The sequence below is a fragment of the Salmonella sp. SAL4457 genome, from assembly GCF_046548235.1.
In the GTDB taxonomy this organism is placed as follows: Bacteria; Pseudomonadota; Gammaproteobacteria; order Enterobacterales; family Enterobacteriaceae; genus Salmonella; species Salmonella enterica.
Map to the genome: position 1 here is coordinate 54443 of NZ_JBGDZO010000007.1, position 15688 is coordinate 70130.

Here is a 15688-nt window from a genome sequence, read left to right on the forward strand (position 1 = left end):
GCCAGCGCAACCGTTTACCGCCAGACTATCGCCTCCAAACGGGAGGGAATCATGGCATTGCATTCCACGCGCTGGCTGGCGCTCAGTTATTTCACCTACTTCTTTAGTTACGGTATTTTTCTGCCCTTCTGGAGCGTCTGGCTCAAAGGTCTTGGGCTAACGCCGGAAACCATCGGTCTTCTGCTGGGCGTGGGTCTGGTCGCGCGTTTTCTCGGTAGTCTGCTCATTGCGCCTCGCGTAAGCGATCCTTCGCGGTTGATCTCCGCGCTGCGCGTACTGGCATTGCTGACGCTGGTATTTGCGCTGGCATTTTGGGCAGGAACGCATGTCGCGTGGCTAATGGTGGTGATGGTTGGGTTTAACCTCTTCTTTTCACCACTGGTGCCGCTGACCGATGCGCTGGCCAATACTTGGCAAAAGCAAATTACCCTGGACTATGGTCGGGTGCGGCTGTGGGGGTCCATCGCCTTCGTGATAGGGTCGGCGCTGACCGGTAAGCTGGTGAGTTTATACGATTACCAGGCGATTCTGGCGCTACTGACGCTCGGCGTCGCCTCGATGTTGCTGGGTATGTTGTTACGTCCCAGCGTGCCGCCGCAAGGGGAAAGCCGTCAGCAGGAGAGCGCAGGCTGGCCCGCCTGGCGTACGCTGGTGGCACAAAGTTGGCGTTTTCTCGCCTGCGTCTGTTTGCTGCAAGGGGCGCACGCCGCCTACTACGGTTTTAGCGCCATCTACTGGCAGGGGGCTGGCTATTCAGCATCGGCGGTCGGCTATTTATGGTCGTTGGGCGTGGTGGCGGAAGTGATCATTTTTGCCCTGAGTAAAAAGCTATTCCGCCGGTTTAGCGCCCGCGACTTGCTGTTGCTTTCCGCTGTGTGCGGCGTGGTACGCTGGGGACTGATGGGCTGGAGTACGGCGTTGCCGTGGCTGATTGTGATACAAATCCTGCACTGTGGCACGTTTACCGTTTGCCATCTGGCCGCCATGCGCTATATCGCTGCGCGTCAGGGAAGCGAGGTGATTCGTTTGCAGGCCGTCTATTCCGCTGTGGCGATGGGCGGCAGTATCGCGATTATGACGGTATTTGCCGGTTTTCTGTATCAACATCTGGGCGGCGGCGTATTCTGGATTATGGCGCTGGTGGCATTGCCCGCTATCTTCCTTCGGCCCAAAGTGGTTGCCGCGTCATGATTCTAGGATCTTGCGGATCTGCTGCTGTTGGTGCTCTGTGAGGGCGCGATCCGCATGAATTAATGGCGGTGAGAAGAGCGGTAGCGGCGTGGCGTAAGGGGTAACAATCAGCGCTACGCCGCGCGGGCATCCCTCTTTTTGAAACGCCTGGAGCGATATCCGTCTGATATTCAGCGGCAATAAGGTCAGTTCACGCAGTTGCTGCTCAATATGCGTCTCCAGCGCATCATTTTTATCCGCTAACAATACGATCTGTCTCTCATGCAAATCGTTATCCTGCATCAGCCAGGCGCCGAAAATCACTGCCACCAGCCCCGTCTCTTCCTCGGAAAAGTGGATACCATATTCGGCTTCAAACCCGGCGAGCGCCTCACGTGTGGTGCGAACCAGACGCGGATAAAGACGGTTGAACTCTTCCGGAAGCGTATTATCGATGCCAATCGTGAATAAACTTCGGTTCAGCGCCTGGGCGAGATGGACATAGAGCTGATCGTTAAGCCCTTGTTCGTCGCTGAAGCGTACGTTCCCTTTTTCTCGAAAGCGCAGCACCAGCCGCGCCACCTCCAGTCGCAGTTGCTGCGCCCGTTGATGCGTGTCGCGAATCGGGTCGGGGAGGCGAATCATTGAAAACAGTAACGCCATAAACAGCGCTTCATTGAGCGGTGCGGCCTGCATCACGTGGCGCTGCCAGTGACGACCAATTTCCTGGGCGAGTGGATATTCCGCGCACGACTGCGCCCAAATCTGCTGTACAGGGTTGAACTCCGGGGTGATGCCGGCATGGTGTTGTAGCAGACAATACTGTAAAAAGAGACGCAGGAACTGCACGTCGCGATGTTCAAATGGTTTTTGCAACCGGCGGGCGCACAGATTGATGAGCGCGTGCAGATTAATATCGTCATACAGCGGACGCGCGATACCGCGCTGCTTTAGCGCGTTTTTTAAGGCCGGGGTAAACTGTTGCGTGACGAAGGTCGGGCATAAACGCAGGCCGCGCCTGAGCCAGTGTAAAAGGCAAAGGCGCTGATCGAGTGCTGTACCTTCGATCCGATAGCAACCGTTCTGGCATGTTGTGATGGCAAGGCGATGATAGCGCTGGATCTCCAGGCTTGTCTCAGTGATATCCTCACGGGCAGTATCATCATCAACGCCATTAAGCGCGCTGAAGATTTCCACCGTGGCAATTGGCTCCGGCTGGAAAAGCGTCAGCAATACCTGACAGCGGCGCTGGGGAGCGGAAAGTACAGATGGTGGGGCAATTGTCGGCATCATCTGTCAGGTCTCCCGTTAGTTTGTCTGGTAAGGATAGCTAAAGTTTGCGTGTGAAAAATGTGATAAGCGTGCTTTTAGGCCAGGAATGCTGAGGAGTGTCACAGAATTTTTATCGCGAGGAACAGATGAAGCCAGTGAAACGCAGCGCCTTAACACTATTTCTTGCCGTTTTATCTTTCGTGGCGGCGGCGCATCCGCATAGCTTTATCCGTCTGCAAACGCAGGTGGTCAGTGAAAATGAGCAATTTGTGGCGTTAAAAATGCGCTGGACAATGGACGCGCTGACGTCCGCCGATCTGCTGTATGACGCCGGAAACGCGGCACCGGGGTCAGAAATATGGAAAAAGTTGGCGGCGGAAGTGATGGCTAACGTACTTGGGCAGCACTACTTTACAGAAGTGTGGCGCAATGGCGCGAAAGTGAAGTTTAAAAACAGGCCGACAGAATACGGTATGACGCGTGACGCGCATCAGGCGGTATTGACCTTTACGCTACCGCTGGCTGAACCGCAGCCGTTAAGCGGACAGACTTATACCTTTTCAACGTTTGATCCCTCTTATTATGTCGATATGCATTATGACCAGGCCAGCGATATCACGATGCCGGAACCGCTGCGCGAAAAGTGTCGGATTCAGGTTTATACTCCTGCGCCCGGCGAAGAGACGCTACGTTTCGCCCAGTCGCTGGATAAGGAGGACGCGCCGCCGGAGGATATGGATTTAGGTAAACAGTTTGCCCAAACGGTGACCTTGCAATGTCAGTAATTTTTTCTCAACGCACTCCGGGGCGACGCTGGCTCTCGCTGTGGCCATTGGCGTTATTCCTGCTGCTAATGCTGGTTGGCGGTCTGTGGATATGGCAGGCCTGGCCGCAGGTGATGTTGAAAAGCGCTCTTTGGCAGCGGGACGTAAATCAGCAGTTGAGCGCGCTGCTTAATGCGGTGGCGACGCATCCTGAGCGGGCGGGCGGATCGTTGCTTCTGCTGAGTTTTATGTATGGCGTGCTTCATGCGCTGGGGCCGGGGCACGGCAAAGTGGTGATCGCGACATGGCTGGCGACGCATCCTTCGAAGCTGAAATCGAGTATCGTGTTAACCCTCGCCGCCGCGTTATTGCAGGGGCTCGTGGCTATCGGGTTGGTGGTGGGCGTGCTGACCGTATTGCAACTTCCGGCCAGGCAGCTCCATCTGAGTGGTTTCTGGCTGGAAAAGGGGAGCTATGCGTTAGTTGGCGGGCTGGGCATCTTGCTGTGCTGGCGGGCCATAAAAAGGTTACGCGCGCTGCTACGTAAACCTGTCTTTATCGCTTTTACGCCGCGCCATGTTCACCATGAAAAATGCGGCTGCGGACATCAGCATCTACCGACGCAGGAACAATTGCATAGCGGCGATGACTGGCGCGCGCGACTCATGATCGTACTGTCTATGGGGATGCGGCCCTGTTCCGGCGCGATAATGGTGCTGTTATTCAGTAAAGTGATTGGTGTTTTTAGCTGGGGAATGGCGTCGGTACTGGCGATGGCGGCGGGAACCTCGCTAACGATTACTTCGCTGGCGCTGCTGGTACACACTTTTCGTGATCTGGCGGTGAAGCTCAGTGGAAACAAAGCGCCGGCGTTATGGCGGCAGGTAGGCTGGTCAACGCTGGCGCTGGCCGGAGGGGTGATACTGCTTGTCGCGGCGCTGGTCATGTGGTTTAGCGTGCCGCAGCCTGTGGGCGGGCTGCGGCCATGGCGTGGTTGATTAGTGCCCGGCGGGTTTGAGATGCATCCGCGCGACGGATTCGTCTTCGGCCCAGTAAATGCGTTCGGCGACCATCGCTTCCGGATTGAGCTGAACGCCGCGCAGTACCCGTTCTTTAAAACGCAGGTAGCCGCCTTTGTCGATCAGATGGCCCATATGTAGATAGATCGGTTTTCCGCCGAGCATCTCTTTTTCAAATTCATACAGGTTAACGATCACCTGCTTTATCACATCTTCAGTCACCCAGTTGAGGAAGAGCTTGCCGACGCGCGGCGTCTTTTTACTGGTGCGTCCGCCCAGACGGACTTGCCAGAGCTGATCCGGCTTACGTTGCCAGGCCAGCGTCGGACAGGCCAGCACGCACTCGCCGCAGCCGATACAGGCGGACTCTTCTTTGAGCGCTTTGCCGTTCTTCAGCGCCAGGCAGCCTACCGCGTGGTGACTACAGGCCTTCACGCAGGCGCCGCAACCGATACAGCGATCGGCAGTGAAGCGCATTTTCGCCACGCCAATAATTCCCAGATCTGCCATTGACGCCTTCGCGCAATCATTCGGGCAGCCAACGATGACCGTTTTGAGATGATAAGGGCTGGGATAGACCAGTTTTTCAAGACGACGGGACAGACCGGTCGTGTCAGTGTTGGCTTTCTGGCAAATGCGGTTCCCCTGACAGGCGACAATATTTCGCCCGCCAATAGCGAGATAGCCCGCTTTGGTATCCTCAACCTGGACGTCGCACAGTTCTATTTCAATCTCGCGAAGAAATGGCTCCAGCGCAGCGTTCACGTTGTCGATATCTTCGTAACGGATACCCGGCATCGCCAGCTTCTGGCGGGTAGTGAGGTGAATTTGTCCGTTGCCCCAGGTTTCGGCGATGTCACGCGCCACCGTTAGCAAATGCGCGGGCAAAATACCGCCGGGAATGCGGACGCTGATCATGGCTTCGCCGCGCACTTTTGACAGGCGATATTCGTTTTTCGCACGGGCTTTAATGATATCAATATCAATGCTCATGATGTTCTCCTTAATCGGCAAAACGTTGCGCGACGGCGTAGTTAAATATCGGGCCGTCGGTGCAGACATACACTTCGCCCATACGGCAGTGGCCGCACTTCCCGACGGAGCAGGCCATCCGGCGTTCGTAGTCCACCCAAATTTGCTCCGGCTTGAGCCCTTTTTGCAGCAGCATTTTTACGGTAAAGGTAATCATTATTGGCGGCCCAACGACGATGGCCTGCATGGTGTCGATATCGCTAAGCGTCATGTCGGCAAGCCGATCGGTCACCCGACCAATCTGGTAACGGTCATCAGCCTCGCCTTCATCCAGCGTGAGCACCAGATTATGTTTGCCGCGCCACGTCGCCATTTCTTCTTTGTACAGCACGCAATCGCGATTTTTATAGCCGAGAATCATATCCAGTTGACCAATTTCCTGGGGATTCTCAACGAAATAGCGCATTAAGCCTTTCACCGGCGCGACGCCCGTGCCGCCTGCGACAACCAGTAAGGGTTTATGGCGCAGCGTATCGACCGGATAGCCATTGCCATAGCAGCCGCGTAGCCACACGTTGTCGCCTTCTTTCAGCGTAAAGAGGGCGCTGGTCACTTTTCCGACATTACGGATCAGCAGATCTATCCAGCCGTCGCCATAGTCGGAAACGGAGATGGGCGCTTCGCCGACGCGCGGCAGCGACACCTCAACAAATTGCCCCCAGTGCGCAGGAAAATCGACGGCCACGCGGAAATTCCACTCCAGCGGCGTGTGGCGAGTAATACTGAGGATGCGGTACGCCGCAGGCAGCAAACTGTGCTGCGGTTTATCATGACAGGAACAATGTGACATGCGTTATGCCTCCTCTGCCAGCGCCTGCCGAACGGCAGCGGTCATTTTATTGATAATCAAAGAAAATTTGATGTATTGCGGGCAGCGATCGTCGCAGCGGCCGCAGCCGACGCACATATGTTCAATGCCGTTGCGCGCTTTGTAGTCATTGACCTTATGCAGGGCGCGGTAGCGCAGACGCTCGCCGGGTTTTTCGCGAAAACCATGACCGCCGGCCATGTCGCTAAAGCCCGGCACCATGCAGCTTGCCCACTGGCGGCGGCGTTCGCCGCGCTGCGGATTTTCATCATAGGCGACGTCAAAGACGCTATAGCAGGTACAGGTTGGGCACCCGGTAGTGCAGCGGCCACAACTGATGCAGCGGCTGTCGTAAGCGTCCCATAGCGGATGGCGGGTGAGAATGTCGCGAATTTTTTGCGGATCGTGGCAAACGCTGTCCGGCGTGACGACGGTTTCCCGGTTTTCGCTGACGAAAGAGGGGGTATAGTCAGCCTCCTGCCCCAGCCCTTGTATCGCCGCCTCAATAAAGGGATCGCGGATGCTGACAAGCGCGCCCTCATCGCTAAAACGCATGGCGGCGCTATAACAGTCAGTTTTATTGGTACCCATTGAGACGCAGAAACAATTTTCGAAGCTTTCTTCACACTCAATAAGGACGAAACGAATATGCTCCCGTAGCAGTTGATAACTGTAATCGGAATTATTCCCATTTGATAAATACATATAATCCAGCCGCGACATGGCGTTAATGTCGCAGGCGCGGGCAAAGATGATTATCGGGGAAGTGTCTGTCTCGGCAATTTGAATGGTGTCTTTATCGAAATAAAAGAGCGTTTCGGTGATAGGGGCGATAATGGTATTCGGCGACATGTGCGATTTCTCGTGCCAGATGAGATCGCGCCAGCCGCTAATCCGTTGATAAATAATGTTGTCAGTGTCGGAAAAACGTCCGCCGCGAAACTCTGCGGACGGGGCAAACACGCGCCATTTTTTGTTTAATCGCTGGATAAGCAAACTAAACTCGTCAGGCGTAATTTTGATAGCCATCACATACTCCACAGTAATATTCAGGAAAAACAAATGAAAATAAATTGTTATAAAAATCAGTTGAATATTACTGTTACGCTAGCGCTAATCCACCGCCTTCGCTAACGGGAAAAAATGGTTTTTACTATCGGTATAATAAATATATTCTTAATCATAAAATATGCATATATACAGCGTCGCGCTATTTAGCGGATAGCGCGGTCTGAATAAATTTAATCATTGCATCACGGTAAAGGTTTGCATAACGTCCGGAAAAAGCATCAATGTGATCGCCGTCAGGAATGAAGATTTTTTGTTTGGGCTCCCGGGCGAGGGCATATAATTTCTCACTGTCCTGCCAGGGAATAACATGGTCTGCCGTGCCATGAAGAATCAATACCGGAATGGGGCTGACGCTGGCAATATTGCGATCCGCGCTATAGCGGTCATCAAGCAAATAGCCGCTGCCCGGGATCATCTGGTTGGCGATGGAGGAATAGGATAAAAACGTTGAGTCGAGAATAATCGCACGTATGCCCGCCTGGTCGGCGTAGCGCATATTTGCGCAGCCTACGCAGTGGCCTACGGCGGCCAGTACATTATTGCCGCCCAGGCTCTGCCCCAGCAGTACCAGGCGCTCGGGGTTAACGTCGGCGCGATGCCGCACATAATCTATCGCGCTTTTCGTATCGTCCAGTAGCCCCTCTTGTGATGGGGTACCCTCCGATTCGCCAAAACCACGGTAATCAAACATAAACAGGTTTACGTTGCGTTCTGGCAGCCAACTGATTAACGGCCAGTGCGCCGACATATTTCCGGCGTTGCCATGGACATGAATCACCGTCGCGACGGCGTTTTCCGGCCTGCCGAAAGCAGTGGGAATAAACCAGCCGTGCAGATGCGTGCCATCTTTGGCGGTAAAGGTAATGGATTCAGCTTCGGCAGGGGTTGGCCCATAGACTTTATTGTCCGGGTAATAAAAGGCATTGATCGCTACGCGGGGTAGCAGATAAATACAGACCACAATGATAAACAGAATAAAAAGGGATTTGACGATGCGTCGGGTATGTTGAAGGGTCATGTTCGCTTCCTTGCCGCTTTATGCCAATAGCGGAGCAGGGAGCGATCGTACAAAAACATGCAGGCAAGTAAAGCGATGAGGCTGTGTTTAGGAAAAACGCCTGAAAAGGCACGGCGGATGAGTGGCCCCATCCGCCGAAGAGACTTAGCGCTTCAGCGCATCGCTCAGTTCGTCGCGCATATTCGCCAGCATGGCTTTAACGACGCGCGGATTCCCCGCCACGATATTACCGGTCATCATGTAGTTATGACCTCCGGTGAAATCGCTGACGATACCGCCCGCTTCACGAACCAGCAGTTCGCCCGCGGCGAAATCCCACGGACGAAGGCCAATTTCAAAGAAACCATCGACACGACCTGCAGCCACATAGGCCAGATCCAGCGCGGCGGAACCGGTGCGGCGGAAATCGGCGCATTCGGTGAACAGCTTGCCGATAATATTAATGTAGGTGGTCGCGTATTGTTTGGCTTTGAACGGGAAGCCGGTAGCGAGGATAGTGCCGTCCAGATCGCGAGCGGTACTGCCGCGCAGACGGTAGCCGTTCAGCTGTGCGCCCTGACCGCGGGTGGCGGTGAACAGTTCGTTACGCATCGGATCGTACACGACAGCCACTTCAGTACGGCCTTTAATGCGTACAGCAATGGAAACAGCGAAGTGTGGCAGACGTTTGATGAAGTTGGTGGTGCCATCCAGCGGATCGATAACCCATTGAACATCCTGATCTGTGCCAACGTGCTCACCGCTTTCTTCGGTGATAATAGTGTGTTGCGGGTAAGATTTGCGAATGGTGTCGATAATCACCGCTTCAGCGGCCTTATCTACATTGGTCACAAAATCGTTACTGCCTTTTTGGCTCGCTTCTACAGCGTCCGGAGTTTCATAGTTTTTGGCAATTACATTACCCGCCTTGCGCGCTGCGCGCACGGCGATGGTCAGCATCGGATGCATCGGTCTCTCTCACTGGATGTTAAAGAACGGGAAAACGGCGCAGAGTATAGCAGCGAGATCGGAATCTGTCTTGGTTTTATGGTAAGATGTCAGAATAATCTTTAGCTGAAGAAAGACAATGCTGCAAAACATTCGAATTGTGCTGGTGGAAACCTCCCACACCGGCAATATGGGCTCCGTGGCTCGCGCTATGAAAACCATGGGCTTAACTAACCTGTGGCTGGTAAACCCGTTGGTGAAACCGGACTCCCAGGCCATCGCCCTGGCGGCAGGCGCCAGCGATGTGATCGGTAATGCGCAGATCGTCGATACGCTGGATGAAGCGTTGGCTGGCTGTAGCCTAGTGGTCGGCACCAGCGCCCGTTCCCGCACTTTGCCGTGGCCGATGCTTGATCCGCGCGAGTGCGGCTTAAAAAGCGTGGCGGAAGCGGCAAATACGCCGGTTGCGCTGGTTTTTGGTCGTGAGCGTGTCGGGCTGACTAACGATGAGTTGCAAAAATGCCATTATCACGTCGCTATTGCCGCTAACCCGGAGTACAGCTCGTTGAATCTGGCGATGGCGGTACAGGTCATCGCGTATGAAGTCCGCATGGCCTGGCTGGCGACGCAGGAAAACGGCGACGCGGCAGATCATGAAGAGACGCCGTATCCGCTGGTGGACGATCTTGAACGCTTCTACGGCCATCTGGAGCAAACGTTGCTCTCCACTGGCTTTATTCGCGAAAACCATCCGGGGCAGGTGATGAATAAATTGCGCCGTCTGTTTACCCGCGCCCGACCGGAAAGCCAGGAGTTGAATATTCTGCGTGGGATTCTGGCGTCTATTGAGCAGCAGAATAAAGGCAAGTAACCGCATCAATATCGCACGGAACGCTAAATACCTGACTAATTTACTCAAGTAAATAGTTGACCAAATTACTCGGGAATGTCAGACTTGTCCCTGCTATGCAATACCCCCATTTTACAATAAAAAACCCCGGGCAGGGGCGAGTTTGAGGTTAAGTAAGACATGAGACTGACATCTAAAGGGCGTTATGCCGTGACCGCAATGTTAGACGTTGCGCTCAACTCCGAAGCGGGCCCGGTACCGTTGGCTGATATTTCTGAACGTCAGGGGATTTCCCTTTCTTATCTGGAACAGCTATTTTCCCGTTTACGTAAAAACGGTCTGGTTTCCAGCGTACGCGGGCCGGGCGGCGGTTATCTGCTGGGTAAAGATGCTGGCAGTATCGCGGTCGGCGAAGTGATCAGCGCGGTTGATGAATCCGTTGACGCGACCCGTTGCCAGGGCAAAGGCGGCTGCCAGGGCGGCGATAAATGCCTGACCCATGCGCTGTGGCGTGATTTAAGCGATCGTCTGACCGGTTTTCTCAACAATATTACCTTAGGCGAGCTGGTGAATAACCAGGAAGTTCTGGATGTGTCTGGTCGCCAGCACACGCATGACGCGCCGCGCGCCAGTGGTCGTGCGCAGGACGCTATCGACGTTAAATTACGCGCTTAATTAAAATATTACGCCATCTCTTCTGGCGGCCTCATGCGGTGAATGCCGCGGTCGTCTGAAAGATGAAGCGTAAAAAAGAATTCAGAATCAGGCCGGGACGCGGACGTCCCGTCAACACGGTCGTACATCCAGCCGGTTGCCTGATTCCTTGCATTGAGTGATGTACGGAGTTTAAGAGCAATGAAATTACCGATTTATCTCGACTACTCCGCAACCACGCCGGTGGACCCGCGTGTTGCCGAGAAAATGATGCAGTTTCTGACCCTGGACGGAACCTTTGGGAACCCGGCGTCTCGTTCACACCGTTTCGGCTGGCAGGCTGAAGAAGCCGTCGATATCGCCCGCAACCAGATTGCTGAACTGGTCGGCGCCGACCCGCGTGAAATCGTCTTTACCTCAGGGGCGACGGAGTCCGATAACCTGGCGATTAAAGGCGCTGCCAACTTTTATCAGAAAAAAGGCAAGCACATCATCACCAGCAAGACCGAGCACAAAGCGGTGCTGGACACCTGCCGTCAGCTTGAGCGCGAAGGGTTTGAAGTGACCTACCTGGCGCCGCAGCGCAACGGCATCATCGATCTCAACGAGCTCGAAGCAGCGATGCGTGACGACACCATTCTGGTTTCCATCATGCACGTGAACAACGAAATCGGCGTGGTGCAGGATATCGCGACCATCGGCGAAATGTGCCGCGCGCGCGGTATCATCTACCACGTTGACGCCACCCAGAGCGTGGGCAAACTGCCTATCGACCTGAGCCAACTGAAAGTGGATCTGATGTCCTTCTCCGGTCATAAAATTTATGGTCCGAAAGGCATTGGCGCGCTGTATGTGCGTCGTAAGCCGCGTATTCGCATTGAAGCGCAGATGCATGGCGGCGGGCACGAACGCGGTATGCGCTCTGGTACTCTGCCTGTCCACCAGATCGTCGGCATGGGCGAAGCTTACCGTATCGCGAAAGAAGAGATGGAGACCGAAATGGCCCGTCTGCGCGGTCTGCGTAACCGTCTGTGGAACGGCATCAAAGATATTGAAGAAGTTTACCTGAACGGCGACCTTGAGCAGGGCGCGCCAAACATTCTCAACGTGAGCTTTAACTACGTTGAAGGCGAGTCGCTGATCATGGCGCTGAAAGACCTGGCGGTCTCTTCCGGTTCCGCCTGCACCTCCGCCAGTCTGGAACCGTCCTACGTGCTGCGCGCGTTGGGCATGAATGACGAGCTGGCGCATAGCTCTATCCGTTTCTCTTTAGGTCGTTTTACCACTGAAGAAGAGATCGACTACACCATTGATCTGGTTCGTAAATCCATTGGCCGTCTGCGTGACCTTTCTCCACTGTGGGAAATGTACAAGCAGGGTGTGGATCTGAACAGCATCGAATGGGCACATCATTAATCGGTATCGGAATCAGGAGAATTTATAATGGCTTACAGCGAAAAAGTAATCGATCACTATGAGAACCCGCGTAACGTAGGGTCGTTTGACAACAACGACGATAACGTGGGAAGCGGCATGGTTGGCGCGCCGGCCTGCGGCGACGTTATGAAGTTGCAGATTAAAGTTAACGATGAAGGTATCATTGAAGACGCGCGCTTCAAGACTTACGGCTGCGGTTCCGCTATCGCCTCCAGTTCTCTGGTAACGGAGTGGGTGAAAGGAAAATCCCTGGACGAAGCGCAGGCGATTAAAAACACCGACATTGCAGACGAACTGGAGCTGCCGCCGGTGAAAATTCACTGCTCTATTCTGGCGGAAGACGCGATTAAAGCCGCTATTGCGGATTACAAAAGCAAACGCGAAGCGAAATAAAATAGAACGTTAACATTGAGGTTTTGTTATGTCGATTACACTTAGCGACAGTGCAGCAGCGCGAGTTAATACCTTCCTGGCCAACCGTGGTAAAGGGTTTGGTCTGCGTCTGGGCGTGAGAACCTCCGGCTGCTCAGGTATGGCTTATGTACTGGAATTTGTTGACGAGCCAACGGCGGAAGACACCGTGTTTGAAGACAAAGGCGTTAAGGTAGTGGTTGACGGCAAGAGCCTGCAATTTCTGGACGGTACACAGCTGGACTTCGTAAAAGAAGGTCTGAACGAAGGGTTTAAATTCTCCAACCCGAATGTGAAAGATGAGTGTGGTTGCGGCGAAAGCTTCCACGTGTAACCGTGTTCCGCTGTTATACCGAGCATTCGTGCTGTAGAAAAGCGGCAAGCGAGTGAATCCCCAGGCGCTTACTTGAGTAAATGACTGGGGGAACCCGCGCAGACAACGCATCTGCGGCGCGAAGTAAGAAGGTATAACCCCACCGTGGTCGCCTGCGTGTGGGGTTTGTTCTGACAGGCTATCCCTGAGAATGTTATGGATTACTTCACCCTCTTTGGCTTACCAGCCCGTTATCAGATTGACACCCAGGCGCTGAGCCTTCGTTTTCAGGATCTGCAACGCCAGTATCACCCTGACAAATTTGCCAACGGCACTCAGGCGCAGCAGCTTGCCGCCGTCCAGCAATCCGCCACGATCAACCAGGCCTGGCAAACGCTGCGTCACCCTTTGACGCGCGCGGAGTATCTGCTTTCCTTACACGGGTTCGATCTGGCCAGCGAGCAACATACGGTACGCGACACCGCGTTTCTGATGGAACAACTCACGCTTCGCGAAGAGCTGGACGATATCGAACAATCAAAAGACGACGTGCGGCTGGAAAGCTTCATCAAACGCGTACAAAAGATGTTTGATGCTCGTCTTCAGCAAATGGTGGAACAGTTGGACAACGCCGCGTGGGACGCGGCGGCGGATACGGTGCGCAAACTGCGGTTTCTCGATAAACTGCGAAGCAGCGCAGAACAACTCGAAGAAAAGCTGCTCGATTTTTAACTGGAATCTAACATGGCCTTATTACAAATTAGTGAGCCTGGTCTGAGCGCCGCGCCGCATCAGCGTCGTCTGGCGGCGGGCATCGACTTAGGCACTACCAACTCTCTGGTTGCGACGGTTCGCAGCGGCCAGGCGGAAACTCTGCCTGACCACGAAGGGCGCCACCTGTTGCCTTCAGTGGTTCACTATCAGCAGCAGGGCCATATGGTCGGTTACGCTGCGCGTGACAATGCCGCGCAGGATACGGCCAACACTATCAGCTCTGTGAAACGCATGATGGGACGCTCGCTGGCGGATATCCAGGCGCGCTATCCGCATCTGCCTTACCGGTTTAAGGCAAGCGTTAATGGGCTGCCGATGATTGACACGGCGGCTGGATTGCTCAATCCGGTACGCGTATCGGCTGATATTCTCAAAGCGCTGGCCGCGCGGGCTAGCGAATCGCTCTCCGGCGAGCTGGATGGCGTGGTGATTACCGTTCCCGCCTATTTCGATGATGCCCAACGTCAGGGGACGAAAGACGCCGCGCGGCTGGCTGGCCTGCATGTGCTGCGCCTGCTCAACGAACCGACGGCGGCGGCGATTGCCTACGGTCTGGACTCAGGCAAAGAAGGCGTTATTGCTGTTTACGATCTCGGCGGCGGTACCTTCGATATCTCTATTTTACGCCTGAGCCGCGGGGTGTTTGAAGTGCTGGCGACGGGCGGTGATTCTGCGCTCGGCGGCGACGACTTTGACCATCTGCTGGCGGACTATATTCGCCAGCAGGCGGGAATTGTCGATCGTAGCGACAATCGCGTTCAGCGCGAACTGCTGGATGCCGCGATTGCGGCGAAAATCGCCTTAAGCGATGCCGATACCGTTCGCGTTAACGTTGCGGGCTGGCAGGGGGAGATCACTCGCGAGCAGTTTAACGATCTCATTTCCGCGCTGGTTAAGCGCACGCTATTGGCCTGCCGTCGCGCATTGAAAGATGCCGGCGTTGATCCCCAGGACGTTCTGGAAGTGGTCATGGTCGGCGGTTCGACCCGTGTACCGCTGGTGCGTGAGCGAGTGGGCGAATTTTTTGGCCGCACGCCGTTAACCGCTATCGACCCGGATAAAGTGGTCGCTATTGGCGCAGCGATTCAGGCCGATATTCTGGTCGGCAACAAGCCGGACAGCGAAATGCTGCTGCTGGACGTGATTCCACTCTCTCTTGGGCTGGAAACGATGGGTGGCCTGGTGGAAAAAGTCATTCCGCGCAACACCACTATCCCGGTGGCGCGCGCGCAGGATTTCACTACCTTCAAAGACGGTCAGACCGCGATGTCTATCCATGTGATGCAGGGCGAACGCGAACTGGTGCAGGACTGCCGTTCGCTGGCGCGCTTTGCGCTGCGCGGGATTCCGCCGCTGCCGGCGGGCGGGGCGCATATTCGCGTGACCTTCCAGGTAGACGCCGATGGCCTGTTGAGCGTCACCGCAATGGAAAAATCCACCGGCGTCGAGGCCTCCATTCAGGTCAAACCTTCCTATGGCCTGACCGATGGCGAAATCGCCTCGATGATCAAGGATTCCATGAGTTTTGCCGAGCAGGACGTGAAAGCGCGTATGCTGGCGGAGCAAAAAGTCGAAGCCGCGCGCGTGCTGGAAAGTTTGACCGGCGCGCTAACTGCCGACGCCGCGCTGTTAAGCGCCGCAGAACGTCAATGCATTGATGATGCCGCCGCACATTTAAGCGCGGTCGCACAAGGTGATGATGTTGACGCCATAGAACAAGCCATTAAAAACGTAGATAAACAAACCCAGGAATTTGCCGCTCGCCGCATGGACCAGTCGGTTCGTCGCGCGTTGAAAGGCCATTCCGTAGACGAGGTTTAACATGCCGAAGATTGTTATTCTGCCTCATCAGGATCTTTGTCCGGATGGCGCAGTTCTGGAAGCTGAGACCGGTGAAACCATTCTTGACGTTGCGCTGCGCAACGGCATCGAGATTGAACACGCCTGTGAGAAATCGTGCGCCTGCACCACCTGTCACTGTATTGTACGTGAAGGCTTCGACTCCTTGCCGGAAAGTTCGGAAGAAGAAGACGATATGCTGGATAAAGCGTGGGGGCTGGAGCCGGAAAGTCGACTGAGCTGCCAGGCCCGCGTTACCGACGACGATCTGGTTATCGAAATTCCACGTTACACAATCAACCATGCGCGTGAGCATTAACAGAGGGTAG

General features: G+C 54.7%; 17 protein-coding genes. 11 read left to right on the forward strand and 6 right to left on the reverse strand.

What is annotated here, in order from left to right:
- Nucleotides 1-51: 51 nt before the first annotated feature.
- Nucleotides 52-1191 (forward strand): 3-phenylpropionate MFS transporter, encoded by a 1140-nt coding sequence (locus tag ACLJNW_RS19465; RefSeq protein ID WP_001173729.1) that lies wholly within the window; start codon nt 52-54, stop codon nt 1189-1191.
- Here ACLJNW_RS19465 and csiE read toward each other — a convergent pair.
- A complete protein-coding gene (gene csiE / locus ACLJNW_RS19470) occupies nt 1186-2463 on the reverse strand; it encodes a stationary phase inducible protein CsiE (RefSeq protein ID WP_000982961.1) in 1278 nt (425 codons plus the stop codon). The two genes, ACLJNW_RS19465 and csiE, sit on opposite strands and share 6 nt — an antisense overlap.
- Before the next feature lie 125 nt (nt 2464-2588).
- On the opposite strand from csiE, the gene ACLJNW_RS19475 reads away from it, so the two are divergent.
- Together ACLJNW_RS19475 and ACLJNW_RS19480 are read left to right on the forward strand one after the other, a co-directional pair.
- Complete coding sequence (locus tag ACLJNW_RS19475; RefSeq protein ID WP_001540629.1) at nt 2589-3227, forward strand: DUF1007 family protein; 639 nt, start codon at nt 2589-2591, stop codon at nt 3225-3227.
- Nucleotides 3218-4204, forward strand: a complete 987-nt coding sequence (locus ACLJNW_RS19480; protein ID WP_000111021.1) for a nickel/cobalt transporter — start codon at nt 3218-3220, stop codon at nt 4202-4204. Before ACLJNW_RS19475 ends, ACLJNW_RS19480 begins: the two co-directional genes overlap by 10 nt.
- Here the strand turns inward: ACLJNW_RS19480 and asrC are convergent, their stop codons facing one another.
- The 5 genes from asrC to suhB all read right to left on the reverse strand — a co-directional run bounded on the left by asrC (nt 4205) and on the right by suhB (nt 9102).
- Nucleotides 4205-5218 (reverse strand): sulfite reductase subunit C, encoded by a 1014-nt coding sequence (gene asrC / locus ACLJNW_RS19485; RefSeq protein WP_023204499.1) that lies wholly within the window; start codon nt 5216-5218, stop codon nt 4205-4207.
- A gap of 10 nt (nt 5219-5228) precedes the next feature.
- Nucleotides 5229-6047: an anaerobic sulfite reductase subunit AsrB gene (gene asrB, locus ACLJNW_RS19490; RefSeq protein WP_000017587.1), complete on the reverse strand. Its 819-nt coding sequence runs from the start codon at nt 6045-6047 to the stop codon at nt 5229-5231.
- A 3-nt stretch (nt 6048-6050) separates the two neighbouring features.
- The gene (gene asrA / locus ACLJNW_RS19495; RefSeq protein ID WP_000985205.1) at nt 6051-7094 is read right to left on the reverse strand and encodes an anaerobic sulfite reductase subunit AsrA; all 1044 of its coding nucleotides are present in this window, start codon (nt 7092-7094) and stop codon (nt 6051-6053) included.
- A gap of 181 nt (nt 7095-7275) precedes the next feature.
- On the reverse strand, nt 7276-8154 hold the full coding sequence (locus ACLJNW_RS19500; RefSeq protein ID WP_000174941.1) for an alpha/beta hydrolase: 879 nt from the start codon (nt 8152-8154) through the stop codon (nt 7276-7278).
- 144 nt (nt 8155-8298) lie between these two features.
- Nucleotides 8299-9102, reverse strand: coding sequence for an inositol-1-monophosphatase (gene suhB / locus ACLJNW_RS19505; protein WP_000553467.1), 804 nt, complete (start codon nt 9100-9102; stop codon nt 8299-8301).
- A gap of 118 nt (nt 9103-9220) precedes the next feature.
- On the opposite strand from suhB, the gene trmJ reads away from it, so the two are divergent.
- From trmJ to fdx, 8 genes are all read left to right on the forward strand, one after another.
- Nucleotides 9221-9952, forward strand: coding sequence for a tRNA (cytosine(32)/uridine(32)-2'-O)-methyltransferase TrmJ (gene trmJ, locus ACLJNW_RS19510; protein WP_000940032.1), 732 nt, complete (start codon nt 9221-9223; stop codon nt 9950-9952).
- A gap of 159 nt (nt 9953-10111) precedes the next feature.
- Complete coding sequence (gene iscR / locus ACLJNW_RS19515; protein WP_001241346.1) at nt 10112-10606, forward strand: Fe-S cluster assembly transcriptional regulator IscR; 495 nt, start codon at nt 10112-10114, stop codon at nt 10604-10606.
- Between the two features lie 180 nt (nt 10607-10786).
- Nucleotides 10787-12001 (forward strand): cysteine desulfurase, encoded by a 1215-nt coding sequence (gene iscS, locus ACLJNW_RS19520; protein WP_000775263.1) that lies wholly within the window; start codon nt 10787-10789, stop codon nt 11999-12001.
- 27 nt (nt 12002-12028) lie between these two features.
- Nucleotides 12029-12415 (forward strand): Fe-S cluster assembly scaffold IscU, encoded by a 387-nt coding sequence (iscU, locus tag ACLJNW_RS19525; RefSeq protein WP_000331704.1) that lies wholly within the window; start codon nt 12029-12031, stop codon nt 12413-12415.
- A gap of 28 nt (nt 12416-12443) precedes the next feature.
- Nucleotides 12444-12767, forward strand: a complete 324-nt coding sequence (iscA, locus tag ACLJNW_RS19530) for an iron-sulfur cluster assembly protein IscA (RefSeq protein WP_000028952.1) — start codon at nt 12444-12446, stop codon at nt 12765-12767.
- Between the two features lie 195 nt (nt 12768-12962).
- Nucleotides 12963-13478: a co-chaperone HscB gene (gene hscB / locus ACLJNW_RS19535; RefSeq protein WP_000384398.1), complete on the forward strand. Its 516-nt coding sequence runs from the start codon at nt 12963-12965 to the stop codon at nt 13476-13478.
- 12 nt (nt 13479-13490) lie between these two features.
- A complete protein-coding gene (gene hscA / locus ACLJNW_RS19540) occupies nt 13491-15341 on the forward strand; it encodes a Fe-S protein assembly chaperone HscA (RefSeq protein WP_023204498.1) in 1851 nt (616 codons plus the stop codon).
- A 1-nt stretch (nt 15342) separates the two neighbouring features.
- Nucleotides 15343-15678, forward strand: coding sequence for an ISC system 2Fe-2S type ferredoxin (gene fdx, locus ACLJNW_RS19545; RefSeq protein WP_001124466.1), 336 nt, complete (start codon nt 15343-15345; stop codon nt 15676-15678).
- Nucleotides 15679-15688 lie beyond the last annotated feature (10 nt).